Raw genomic sequence first — 11,638 nt, 5'->3', positions numbered from 1 at the left:
GGCCGATGGACGGTGGGGTGGACGGGTCGGGCTGGGAGGTCGACCCGGACGACGAGTGGGGCGTCGCGGTCCTCGCCACCGTCGGGCGGCAGCTGAGGCTGCGACGCGAGGCTGCGGGGATGCGCGCGGGCGACTTCGGGGCGGCGGTGGGGTACGGGGAGGACCTCGTCTACAAGATCGAGGGCGGGAAGCGGATTCCCCGCCGGGAGTACCTGGAGAAGGCGGACGAGGTGCTGGGGGCGGGAGGTCTCGTCGCGGCGACTTGGGAGGACGTGAAGAAGGTCCGTTACCCGAAGCATGTGCGTGACCTGGCGAAGATGGAGTCACAGGCGGTCGAGCTGCTGTCCTACGGCATCCACAATCTGCACGGCCTCGTGCAGACCGAGGAGTACGCCCGCGCCCTGCTGGCCACGCGGCGGCCGACGCTCTCGGAGGACGAGTTGGAGAGAGCGGTCGCCGCGCGGATGACCCGCAAGTCGATTTTCGAGCGAAACCCCGCCCCTGAACTCAGTTTTGTCCAGGAAGAGGTGACCCTGAGGCGACCCGTCGGGGGCAGGATGGTGCTGCGCAGGCAACTCGAACACCTGCTGGAAGTCGCGGGGTTGCGACACGTCGAGATCCAGGTGATGCCGACGTCTCGTGGTGGCCATCCAGGAACGGGAGGACGGATCCAGGTGCTCAAGTTCGGTGACGGCACGGCGGTCGGCCGTGCCGATGACGAGTTCGACAACCGCCCCGTCACCGACCCCCGTCACCTGCGCATTCTCGAACTGCGCTACGGAATCATCCGGGCCGAGGCACTGACCGCCCGGGAATCGACCGCTTTCATCGGACAACTGCTGGGAGAGACATGAGCCGCCACGACACGTCCCGAAACGTCCCCGGACTGACCTGGTTCAAGAGCAGCCACAGCGACAGCAGCAATCCCAACGACTGCGTCGAGGTGGCGATAACCTCCGCCACCGTCCACGTCCGCGACTCCAAGCGCCCGGACGGCCCCCGTCTCGCAGTCACCCCCGCCGCCTGGACGGAGTTCGTGGCCGGGGCGGGCGAGGTCTGACGGCCCCGTTCCGGGCCGAGCCCGTACGGGGCCGGACGCGTCACCGCGGCGCCTCGGCGCTCCGGCCGGCCCCGACCACGGCGCGGAAGGCGAACGCGACGAGCAGGGCGATCGCCACCAGGAGCCCGCTCGCCCACAGCGGCCCGAGGTTCCCGGCCATGGTGCCGAGGGCGGCCGCGGCCACGAGGGGACCGACGACGGCGCCGACGTTGAGTGCCGCGGTCGCGTACGCCCCGGCCATGGTGGGGGCTTCCGCGGCCTCGTAGAGGACCCGCGTGATCAGCGTGCCGCCCAGCGCGAACGACAGGGCGCCCTGCACGAACACGAGGACAAGCAGGGCGGCCGGCTCGTCGGCCAGCACCGCCAGGGCCGGCCAGCCGATGAGCAGCAGCGGACCGCCGACGGCGACGACCAGCCGGGGACGCCGGTCGGACAGCCGTCCGGCGACGGTGACACCGGCGAAAGAACCGGTGCCGAAGAGCACCAGGGCGACGGAGACCCACCATTCACCCAGCCCGGCGGTGCCGGTCACGACGGGCGCGAGGAAGGTGAAGCTTCCGAACGTGGCCGCGTTCACCAGCGCGCCGAGCAGCATCACCAGGATCAGCGGCGGCCTCGTGAGCCGGGCGAGCTCCGTCCGCAGGACCGGCGCACCGGTCGCCTCCTCCTTCACGTCTGCGGCCGGTACGGCCTTCAGGATGCCGAGAGCCGCGGGCAGGCAGAGAGCGGCGACGGCCCAGAAGACGGCCCGCCAGCCGAGCGCCGTGCCGAGCACCGCCCCGCCGGGAACACCCGCGACCGTGGCCACCGTCGTGCCCGACAGCAGTACGGCCAGCGCACGCCCCTTCCTGTCGGGCGGGACCATCGCGGCCGCGGCCGTCAGGGCGACGGCGAGGAAACCGGCGTTGGCGAGCGCGGCGACGATCCGGGTGGCGAACAGGACCGGGAAGCTGCCGGTGACGGCGCCCACGGCGTGAGCCGTGGCGAACACGAGGACGAACCAGAGGAGGCTCGAGCGCCTCGGCCAGGTGCGGGCGAGCGCGGCCACCAGGGGCGCGCCGACGACCATGCCGACCGCGAAGGCCGAGGTGAGCGTGCCCGCGGTCCCGACGGTGACGCCGAGATCCGGGGCGATGTCCGGCAGCAGGCCGGCGAGCATGAACTCCGAGGTGCCCATGGCGAAGACCGCCACGGCGAGCAGATACAGCGGGAGAGGCATCGAGTGGCTCCGGGGTGAGGAGAAGAACGAGAAGGTCATCTCGTCACCGCGGTCAGCCCCGAAGGCACACGCGTACGGCCGCGCAACGCGGCGCGGCGGCAGGGCTACGGGCTCAGTGGTTCAGGGGGCTGACGGCGTGACCGAAAGCCCCCACCCTGTCCGACTCAGGACTCGACATGGCCCGCACGGTACCCGACCGGTGCCCGCCCGGGCACCTCGGTTTCCCGGCACCCGCGCCCGAGAACTCCGCTCGCCGGGCGGCTACAGCACCGGCAGGTTCTTGCGCAGCTCGAACGCCGTCACCTGGGAGCGGTACTCCTCCCACTCCTGGCGCTTGTTGCGGAGGAAGAAGTCGAAGACGTGCTCGCCGAGGGTCTCGGCGACCAGGTCGCTGTGTTCCATCAGGGCGAGGGCCTCGCCGAGGTTCTGGGGGAGCGGCTCGATGCCCAGGGCGCGGCGTTCGGCGTTGGACAGGGCCCACACGTCGTCCTCGGCGCCCGGCGGGAGCTCGTAGCCCTCCTCGATGCCCTTGAGGCCGGCGGCCAGCAGGACGGCGTAGGCCAGGTACGGGTTGGCGCCGGAGTCGATGGAGCGGACCTCGACGCGGGCCGAGCCGGTCTTGCCGGGCTTGTACATGGGGACGCGGACCAGTGCCGAGCGGTTGTTGTGGCCCCAGCAGATGTACGACGGTGCCTCACCGCCCGCGCCGGCGGTGCGCTCGGAGCCGCCCCAGATGCGCTTGTACGAGTTCACCCACTGGTTGGTGACCGCCGAGATCTCCCCGGCGTGCCGCAGCAGGCCCGCGATGAAGGAGCGGCCGACCTTGGAGAGCTGGTACTCGGCGCCGGACTCGTAGAACGCGTTGCGGTCGCCCTCGAAGAGGGAGAGGTGGGAGTGCATGCCCGAGCCCGGGTACTCCGAGAACGGCTTCGGCATGAAGGTGGCCTGCAGGCCCTGCTCCAGCGCGACCTGCTTCATGACCAGGCGGAACGTCATGATGTTGTCGGCCGTGGACAGCGCGTCCGCGTAGCGCAGGTCGATCTCCTGCTGGCCGGGGGCGCCCTCGTGGTGGGAGAACTCCACCGAGATGCCCATCGACTCGAGCTGGGTGATGGCCTGGCGGCGGAAGTCCATGCCGATGTTCTGCGGGGTGTGGTCGAAGTAGCCGGAGTTGTCGGCGGGGGTGGGGACCGTGCCGTCGACCGGCTTGTCCTTCAGCAGGAAGAACTCGATCTCCGGGTGGGTGTAGAAGGTGAAGCCCTGGTCGGAGGCGCGGGCCAGGGCGCGCTTGAGGACGTAGCGCGGGTCCGCGAAGGAGGGGGAGCCGTCCGGCATGAGGATGTCGCAGAACATGCGGGCCGTGCCGGGGGCCTCCGCGCGCCAGGGAAGGATCTGGAAGGTGGACGGGTCCGGCTTGGCGATCATGTCGGACTCGTAGACCCGGGCGAAGCCCTCGATCGCCGAGCCGTCGAAGCCGATGCCCTCGTCGAAGGCCTGCTCCAGCTCGGCCGGTGCCACGGCCACGGACTTGAGGAAGCCCAGCACGTCCGTGAACCACAGGCGTACGAACCGGATGTCGCGCTCCTCGAGCGTCCGGATCACGAACTCCTGCTGCTTGTCCATCTTCCGCTTCCCCATCCTTGCTGGTCAGGCCGCCTGTCTCCGGTACGGCGGAAGGCGGTCGGGCACCTGAGCATCACACCACAGCACCGTTTCGTACGCGTTGCGGACCTTGATCGTCCGGTCGGCTCCGGCCTGAACGCCGCCGGTGCGTGTGTGCCGCTCCCCCGCAGCGTAGAGGCCGCGTGTTCGATCGGGCCATTCCTGCGGCCCGCGACCCCGGATCATGCGACGCCCCGGCTCCGGCGCCCCCGGAGGACGGACGGACGGTGGCCGGTCCCGGCGCTCCCCGCCGGGACCGGCCACCGGGGCGCTAACGCTGCCGCTTCAGGTCGGCCAGTACCTGGTGCAGCGGCTCCGTCTCCCGGCGCCGGTACTCCTGGACCGCCCAGCCGTTGCCGTCCGGATCCTTGAAGTACATGAACGTGGCGCCGTCGTCCGGGGCGTACTGCACCGGCTCGGAGACGTCCAGGCCGCGGCCCGTCAGCTCCGCGTGGGCGGCCTTGATGTCGGTGACGCACAACTGCAGGCCCTGGTAGGAACCGGGGGCCGGCCTGGGGCCCGGCGTCATCTCCCAGATGGTGTTGCCGAGGGCGATCGAACAGCCGGAGCCCGGCGGTGTCAGCTGCACGATCCGCATCCCCGGCATCACCTCCTGGTCGATGTCGACGTGGAAGCCGACCTTGTCCCGGTAGAAGTCCCGGGCGCGGTCGATGTCGGTCACGGGCAGCGGGATCACTTCGAGGGTGAAGTCCATGTCTCCACGGAAGCCGATGCCGGACCGACGCGCCACCGAAAGACGGAAAGACGGGAAGACGGGAAGACGGGAAGACGGGAAGACGGGACTCCGCATGCGCGGCGGCGGCCGGGACACGACCGGCGACCGGACCACGACCGGCGGCCGGGCCGTCCCTGCGCCGCCCCGCAGCTCCCCGGTTACCCTCAGGCCGTACGACCACGATCCGACGGGCCCGGCTCCCCTCCCGGCCCCGCAGGTCCGACAGGAGGCCGACATGACGGCGCCGGGGCGCAGAAGCAGTACCTTCACGCGGCTGCTGCGGCACGGCTTCACCGACCCCTCGGCCGCCGAACGGCTGCTGGACGGCATGGAGCTGGCCCCCGTCCGCAACGACCCGGTGCTGCTGGAGGCGCTCGGCGCCACCGCCGACCCGGACCTCGCCCTGGACGGACTGGTCCGCCTCCTGGAGGCCCAGCCCGACCCGACCGCGCGCCGGAAGCTGCTGGACACCCTGATAGCGGCCAAGCCGCTGCGCGACCGTCTCCTCGGCGTGCTCGGCGCCTCCGAGGCGCTCGCCGACCACCTCGCCCGGCACTCCGGCGACTGGCAGGCCCTCGTCACCTTCGAACACCGTGACCTGCACCGCGGCGTCGAGGAGTTCGAACGCGGCCTCGCCGACGCCACCGACCCCGTCTCGCTGCGCGTCGCCTACCGGCGCTGCCTGCTGTCCATCGCCGCCCGCGACGTGTGCGGCACCATCGACGTCGCCGAGACCGCCGCCGAGCTCGCCGACCTCGCCACCGCCACCCTGCGCGCCGCCCTCCGCCTCGCCGAGGAGGCCGCGCCCGAGGACGCCGCGCTGTGCAGGCTGGCCGTGATCGCGATGGGCAAGTGCGGCGGCCACGAGCTGAACTACGTCTCCGACGTCGACGTCATCTTCGTCGGCGAGGCGGCGGAGGGCCTTGCCGACGCCGACGAGGCGAAGGCGCTGCGGGCCGCGACCTCGCTCGCCTCGCACATGATGCGGATCTGCTCCGAGACGACCGTCGAGGGCTCCATCTGGCCCGTCGACGCCAATCTGCGCCCCGAGGGCCGCAACGGGCCGCTGGTGCGCACCCTCAGCAGTCACGTCGCCTACTACCAGCGCTGGGCCAAGACCTGGGAGTTCCAGGCGCTGCTCAAGGCCCGCCCGGTCGCCGGCGACCCGGCCCTCGGCGCCGAGTACACCGCCGCCCTCCAGCCCCTGGTGTGGCAGGCCGCCGAGCGCGAGAACTTCGTCGCCGACGTGCAGAAGATGCGCCGCCGCGTGGTGGAGAACATCCCCGTCGCCGAGGTCGACCGCCAGCTCAAACTGGGCCCCGGCGGCCTGCGCGACGTCGAGTTCGCCGTACAGCTGCTCCAGCTCGTGCACGGCCGCGCCGACACATCCCTGCGCAGCGGTACGACGCTGGACGCGCTGAAGGCCCTCGCCGCCGGCGGCTACGTCGGCCGGACGGACGCCGCCCAGCTCGACGAGGCGTACCGCTTCCTGCGCTCCATGGAGCACCGCATCCAGCTGTACCGGCTGCGCCGCACCCACCTCGTGCCCGAGGACGAGGCCGACCTGCGGCGCCTGGGCCGTTCCCTCGGCCTGCGCAACGACCCGGTCACCGGGCTGCTGCGCGAGTGGAAGCGGCACGCGGCCGTCGTCCGCCGGCTGCACGAGAAGCTGTTCTACCGGCCGCTGCTCGACGCCGTCGCCCAGCTGACGCCGGGGGAGACCCGGCTGCGTCCCGACGCGGCCCGCGAGCGGCTGGTCGCCCTCGGCTACGCCGACCCGGCCGCCGCCCTGCGGCACCTGGAGGCGCTGGCCTCCGGCGTCTCCCGCAAGGCCGCCATCCAGCGGACCCTGCTGCCGGTGCTGCTGGGCTGGTTCGCCGACTCCGCCGACCCGGACGCCGGCCTGCTCAACTTCCGCAAGGTCTCCGACGCGCTCGGCAAGACCCCCTGGTACCTCAGGCTGCTGCGGGACGAGGGCGCCGCCGCCGAGAACCTCGCCCGGGTGCTGTCCGCCGGGCGGCTCGCCCCCGACCTGCTGCTGCGGGCGCCCGAGGCCGTGGCGCTCCTCGGCGACGGCGACTCCGCAGGGCTGGCGCCGCGCGGGCGGGCCCAGCTGGAGCAGGAGATCCTCGCCGCCGTCGGCCGCGCCGACGGCGCCGTCCAGGCGGTCACCGCGGCCCGTGGCGTACGCCGCCGCGAACTGTTCCGTACGGCCGCCGCCGACATCGTCGGCTCCTACGGCACCGAGGCCCGGCCCGTCGAGGCCGACCAGGGCGCCCTGGTGGACCGGGTCGGTGCCGCCGTCTCCGACCTGACGGCGGCCACCCTGGCGGGCACGCTGCGGGCCGTGGTCCGCGAGGGCTGGGGGGACACCCTGCCCACCCGGTTCGCGATCATCGGCATGGGCCGCTTCGGCGGACACGAGCTGGGCTACGGTTCGGACGCCGACGTCCTGTTCGTCCACGAACCCCGGGACGGGGTGGACGAGCGGGAGGCCGCGGACGCCGCGAACAAGGTGGTCGCCGAGATGCGCCGTCTGCTCCAGGTGCCCAGCGCCGACCCGCCGCTGATCATCGACGCCGACCTGCGCCCGGAGGGCAGGTCCGGGCCGCTGGTGCGCACCCTCAGGTCCTACGCGGCCTACTACCGGCGCTGGTCGCTCACCTGGGAGTCGCACGCGCTGCTGCGGGCCGAGTTCGTCGCCGGCGACGAGGAGCTGGGGCGGCGGTTCACCGAGCTGATCGACCCGCTGCGGTACCCGGCGCGCGGGCTGACCGAGGAAGCGGTGCGGGAGATCCGGCGGCTCAAGGCCCGTATGGAGTCCGAACGGCTGCCGCGCGGCGCCGACCCCAAGCTGCACGCCAAGCTGGGGCCGGGCGGGCTGGCGGACGTGGAGTGGACCGTGCAGCTGATGCAGCTGCGGCACGCCCACGCCGAGCCGGGCCTGCGCACGACCGGGACCCGGCAGGCCCTCGCGGCGGCCACCGCGGCGGGGCTCGTCTCCGAGGAGAACGCGGCGATCCTCGACGAGGCGTGGGTGCTGGCCGGCCGGGTGCGCAACGCGGTCATGCTGGTGCGCGGCCGGGCCGGCGACACCTTCCCCACCGACCCCCGCGAGCTCGCGGCGGTGGGCCGCTACCTGGGCCACGGCTCGGGTCACGCGGGCGACATGCTGGACGAGTACCGCCGCACGGCCCGCCGCGCGAGAACAGTGGTCGAGTCCCTCTTCTACGACGACTGACCCGTCCGGACGCTGTCACCCCACCCCCGAGGCCCCCCGCTCTCTCAGGCGCGCCCCGGCAGCCACACCCTCCGCGGCACGCCCCCCGGCACCACCCGCGGCAACGCGTGCGGCAGGCTCCCGTACCACACCCTGGCCACGGCGTACCCGAACCCCAGGCACAGCACGCCTCCCACCGCGTCCAGCCAGAAGTGGTTGGCGGTCGCCACGATCACCACCAGTGTGAGCGCCGGATACGCCAGCCCCAGCACCCGCGCCCACGGCACCGACGCCAGCGCGAAGATCGTCAGCCCGCACCACACCGACCAGCCGATGTGCATCGACGGCATCGCCGCGTACTGGTTGGACATGTTCTTCAGGTCCCCGGAGGCCATCGACCCCCAGGTCTCGTGGACCAGCACCGTGTCGATGAAGTGCCCCCCGTTCATCAACCGGGGCGGTGCGAGCGGATACAGGTAGTAACCGACCAGGGCGACACCCGTCGTCGCGAAGAGCACCAGCCGGGTCGCCGCGTAGCGCCCGGGGTGACTGCGGTACAGCCACACCAGGACACCCAGCGTCACCACGAAGTGCAGGGTGGCGTAGTAGTAGTTCATGCCGACGACCAGCCAAGTCACCGAGTTGACGGCATGGTTGACCGTCTGTTCGACGGCGATGCCGAGTTGGTGCTCGACGCGCCAGATCCAGTCGGCGTTGCGCAGCGCCTGCCCCCGCTGTTCCGGGACGGCGTTGCGCACGAGCGAGTACGTCCAGTAACTGAGCGCGATCAGCAGGATCTCGAACCACAGGCGCGGCCGGCGCGGTGTGCGCAGCCGGCGCACGAGGCTCCGCCCCGTCGCCTTCGCGACGGGATGCGGAACGCCCTCGTCCAGGCGTTCCGGAGTCCTCACGGTCACGTCACCCATAGGCATGAAGTCTGCCAGAAAAGCCCTGTTCCACCGATCATCCTCCGGAAGGATCCCCTGTGCATCCGGCCACTACGGGGAGGGCTCAGGACCTGCCTCGTTCACCGGGCGCCGAGGCGGTCGAACCGCGCACCACCAGTTCCGGCATGAACACGAACTCGCTGTGCGGCGCGGGCGTCCCGCCGATCTCCTCCAGCAGCGTGCGCACCGCCGCCTGCCCCATCGCCGGGACCGGCTTGCGGACGGTCGTCAGCGGCGGGTCGGTGAAGGCGATCAGCGGGGAGTCGTCGAAGCCGACGACCGAGAAGTCCCTGGGCACCTCCAGCCCGCGCTGCCGTGCCGCCCGTATGGCGCCCAGCGCCATCATGTCGCTGGCGCAGACCACCGCCGTGCAGTCCCGCTCGATGAGCGCGCCGGCCGCCGCCTGCCCGCCCTCCAGGGTGTAGAGGGAGTGCTGGACGAGTTCCGTCTCCACGGTCCGCGCGTCGAGGTCCAGTTGCTCCCGGACGGAACGGACAAAACCCTCGATCTTCCGCTGCACCGGCACGAAACGCTTCGGTCCGAGGGCCAGCCCGATGCGGGTGTGGCCCAGCGAGACGAGGTGGGTGACGGCGAGGTTCATCGCGGCGCGGTCGTCCGGGGAGATGAAGGGCGCCTGCACCTTCGGCGAGAAACCGTCGACGAGGACGAACGGCACCCCCTGCGCGCGCAGCCGCTCGTAGCGCTCCATGTCGGCGGTGGTGTCGGCGTGCAGTCCGGAGACGTAGATGATGCCGGCGACGCCGCGGTCGACCAGCATCTCCGTCAGCTCGTCCTCCGTGGAGCCGCCCGGGGTCTGGGTGGCGAGGACCGGGGTGTAGCCCTGGCGGGTCAGCGCCTGGCCGATGACCTGGGCCAGGGCCGGGAATATGGGGTTCTCCAGCTCCGGGGTGATCAGACCCACCAGGCCCTCGCTGCGCTGCCGCAGCCGCACGGGTCGCTCGTAACCCAGGACGTCGAGGGCGGCGAGGACGGACTGACGGGTGGTGGCGGCGACGCCCGGCTTCCCGTTGAGGACGCGGCTGACCGTCGCTTCGCTCACCCCCGCCTGGGCGGCGATGTCGGCAAGCCGTGTGGTCACAGGGGTGGACTGTACCTGTCGGGCGGCACCTTGCCCACCGATCGGGCGCCGTGTGCGGCCGGTGGAACGGCCCCGCGCGGGCTGCTGCGTCATCGCGCTCCCTCGAGAAAGTGGCGGCAAGAGCTTGCAGAGTCTTGCACAAGCGGGCCGGATACCGCTCCGGCCCCGTAAACAAGCGTTACGCGACGGTCGCCGGTACGTCACGCCCGGATAACTTCGGTGACTTCTTGCACTTTTTTGCTGCAAGACCTTTCGCGCCGCTTACAACGCTGTTACGTTCACGTCGCCCGACGGCGGCAACGGCGCAGTCGGTAGTCGGCAGGAGCGGCGGACGGGCCCGCACCCTGCACCACACGGGCTTTCACCCTCAAGGAGAACTCATGCGGCGTGGCATAGCGGCCACCGCTCTGGTGGCGTCCCTCGCCCTCGCGGCGACGGCCTGCGGCGGGGACGGCGGCAGTGACAGCGGGTCCGGGGGACCGGTCACCATCACTTACTGGGACACCTCCAACGCGACCAACGAGGCGCCGACCTACAAGGCCCTGGTCAAGGAGTTCGAGGCCGCCAACAAGGGCATCAAGGTCAACTTCGTCAACGTGCCCTTCGACCAGGCGCAGAACAAGTTCGACACCGCCGCCGGCTCCAAGGGCGCCCCGGACGTGCTGCGTTCCGAGGTCGGCTGGACCCCCGCCTTCGCCAAGAAGGGCTTCTTCCTGCCGCTGGACGGCACCGAGGCCCTCGCCGACCAGGACAAGTTCCAGCCCAACCTGATCGAGCAGGCCAAGTACGAGGGCAAGACGTACGGCGTGCCGCTGGTCACCGACACCCTCGCCTTCGTCTACAACAAGGAGCTGTTCGCGAAGGCCGGCGTCCAGCCCCCCAAGACGTGGGACGACCTGAAGAAGGCCGCCGCCGCCATCAAGGACAAGACCGGCGTCGACGGCTTCTGGGGCTCCACCGCCGGTTACTACGCGCAGCCGTTCCTGTACGGCGAGGGCACCGACACCCTCGACGTCGGCGCCAAGAAGATCACCGTCAACTCGCCCGCCGCCAAGAAGGCCTACGGCACCTGGCTGAGCCTGTTCGACGGCAAGGGCCTGCACAAGGCCGACACCACCGCCGACGCCTACGCGCACATCCAGGACGCGTTCGTCAACGGCAAGGTCGCCTCGACGATCCAGGGCCCGTGGGAGATCACCAACTTCTACAAGGGCTCCGCGTTCAAGGACAGGAACAACCTCGGCATCGTCACCGTCCCGGCCGGCTCCACCGGCAAGGCGGGCGCCCCGACCGGCGGCCACAACCTCTCGGTCTACGCCGGCTCCGGCAAGGAGAAGCAGGAGGCCGCGCTGAAGTTCGTGAACTTCATGACCTCGGCGAAGTCCCAGGAGACCGTCGCCCTGAAGAACTCCACGCTGCCCACCCGCGACGACGCCTACACCGACAAGGTCAAGGCCGACCCGGGCATCGCCGGCTTCCAGACGGTCCTGCCCGCCGCCCAGCCGCGCCCGGCGCTGCCGGAGTACAGCTCCCTGTGGACCCCGCTCGACGACGAGCTGCCGCAGATCGCCGGCGGCAAGAAGTCCCTGGACGAGGGTCTGGGCGACGCCGAGACCGCGATCGCCAAGCTGGTGCCGGACTTCAGCAAGTGAGTCCGCGTGGCCGCCGGGTCCCCGTGCACGGGGACGGGGACCC

Annotated in this window: 9 protein-coding genes; 4 read left to right on the top strand and 5 right to left on the bottom strand. The window is 71.5% G+C overall.

Annotation, left to right across the window (positions count from 1 at the left end):
- Nucleotides 1–5 precede the first annotated feature (5 nt).
- Both ACFYOJ_RS07360 and ACFYOJ_RS07355 read left to right on the top strand, forming a co-directional pair.
- A complete protein-coding gene (locus ACFYOJ_RS07360) occupies nt 6–854 on the top strand; it encodes a helix-turn-helix transcriptional regulator (RefSeq protein WP_356555470.1) in 849 nt (282 codons plus the stop codon).
- Complete coding sequence (locus tag ACFYOJ_RS07355) at nt 851–1,060, top strand: DUF397 domain-containing protein (protein ID WP_356555468.1); 210 nt, start codon at nt 851–853, stop codon at nt 1,058–1,060. Before ACFYOJ_RS07360 ends, ACFYOJ_RS07355 begins: the two co-directional genes overlap by 4 nt.
- Before the next feature lie 40 nt (nt 1,061–1,100).
- Here ACFYOJ_RS07355 and ACFYOJ_RS07350 read toward each other — a convergent pair whose 3' ends face one another.
- The 3 genes from ACFYOJ_RS07350 to ACFYOJ_RS07340 form a co-directional block, all read right to left on the bottom strand.
- On the bottom strand, nt 1,101–2,279 hold the full coding sequence (locus ACFYOJ_RS07350) for a Cmx/CmrA family chloramphenicol efflux MFS transporter (RefSeq protein WP_356555467.1): 1,179 nt from the start codon (nt 2,277–2,279) through the stop codon (nt 1,101–1,103).
- A gap of 261 nt (nt 2,280–2,540) precedes the next feature.
- Entirely contained in the window at nt 2,541–3,902 is a 1,362-nt protein-coding gene (locus ACFYOJ_RS07345) for a glutamine synthetase family protein (RefSeq protein WP_356555466.1), read from the bottom strand.
- Between the two features lie 310 nt (nt 3,903–4,212).
- Nucleotides 4,213–4,656: a VOC family protein gene (locus tag ACFYOJ_RS07340; RefSeq protein ID WP_356555464.1), complete on the bottom strand. Its 444-nt coding sequence runs from the start codon at nt 4,654–4,656 to the stop codon at nt 4,213–4,215.
- A 256-nt stretch (nt 4,657–4,912) separates the two neighbouring features.
- Here ACFYOJ_RS07340 and ACFYOJ_RS07335 point away from each other — a divergent pair, with 256 nt between their 5' ends.
- Nucleotides 4,913–7,918 carry a bifunctional [glutamine synthetase] adenylyltransferase/[glutamine synthetase]-adenylyl-L-tyrosine phosphorylase gene (locus ACFYOJ_RS07335; RefSeq protein WP_356555462.1) on the top strand — a complete coding sequence of 1,002 codons (3,006 nt, stop codon included), beginning with the start codon at nt 4,913–4,915 and terminating at the stop codon, nt 7,916–7,918.
- A 44-nt stretch (nt 7,919–7,962) separates the two neighbouring features.
- Here ACFYOJ_RS07335 and ACFYOJ_RS07330 read toward each other — a convergent pair whose 3' ends face one another.
- Both ACFYOJ_RS07330 and ACFYOJ_RS07325 read right to left on the bottom strand, forming a co-directional pair.
- Nucleotides 7,963–8,823, bottom strand: a complete 861-nt coding sequence (locus ACFYOJ_RS07330; protein ID WP_356555460.1) for a phosphatase PAP2 family protein — start codon at nt 8,821–8,823, stop codon at nt 7,963–7,965.
- Between the two features lie 85 nt (nt 8,824–8,908).
- Complete coding sequence (locus ACFYOJ_RS07325) at nt 8,909–9,943, bottom strand: LacI family DNA-binding transcriptional regulator (RefSeq protein WP_356555459.1); 1,035 nt, start codon at nt 9,941–9,943, stop codon at nt 8,909–8,911.
- Nucleotides 9,944–10,323: 380 nt separating this feature from the next.
- On the opposite strand from ACFYOJ_RS07325, the gene ACFYOJ_RS07320 reads away from it, so the two are divergent.
- On the top strand, nt 10,324–11,595 hold the full coding sequence (locus ACFYOJ_RS07320; RefSeq protein WP_356555457.1) for an extracellular solute-binding protein: 1,272 nt from the start codon (nt 10,324–10,326) through the stop codon (nt 11,593–11,595).
- Nucleotides 11,596–11,638: the final 43 nt, after the last annotated feature.

Source organism: Streptomyces sp. NPDC006384 (assembly GCF_042870695.1).
GTDB lineage: Bacteria > Actinomycetota > Actinomycetes > Streptomycetales > Streptomycetaceae > Streptomyces.
The sequence above is the reverse complement of the archived record's forward strand: the minus strand, read 5'-3'. Positions and strand labels throughout refer to the sequence as shown.

Bases quoted from the DNA above. Each gene is read 5' to 3' on its own strand.
- ACFYOJ_RS07360 (WP_356555470.1), top strand. From the start codon at position 6: ATGGACGGTGGGGTGGACGGGTCGGGCTGGGAGGTCGACCCGGACGAC.
- ACFYOJ_RS07355 (WP_356555468.1), top strand. From the start codon at position 851: ATGAGCCGCCACGACACGTCCCGAAACGTCCCCGGACTGACCTGGTTC.
- ACFYOJ_RS07350 (WP_356555467.1), bottom strand. From the start codon at position 2,279: ATGCCTCTCCCGCTGTATCTGCTCGCCGTGGCGGTCTTCGCCATGGGC.
- ACFYOJ_RS07345 (WP_356555466.1), bottom strand. From the start codon at position 3,902: ATGGACAAGCAGCAGGAGTTCGTGATCCGGACGCTCGAGGAGCGCGAC.
- ACFYOJ_RS07340 (WP_356555464.1), bottom strand. From the start codon at position 4,656: ATGGACTTCACCCTCGAAGTGATCCCGCTGCCCGTGACCGACATCGAC.
- ACFYOJ_RS07335 (WP_356555462.1), top strand. From the start codon at position 4,913: ATGACGGCGCCGGGGCGCAGAAGCAGTACCTTCACGCGGCTGCTGCGG.
- ACFYOJ_RS07330 (WP_356555460.1), bottom strand. From the start codon at position 8,823: ATGGGTGACGTGACCGTGAGGACTCCGGAACGCCTGGACGAGGGCGTT.
- ACFYOJ_RS07320 (WP_356555457.1), top strand. From the start codon at position 10,324: ATGCGGCGTGGCATAGCGGCCACCGCTCTGGTGGCGTCCCTCGCCCTC.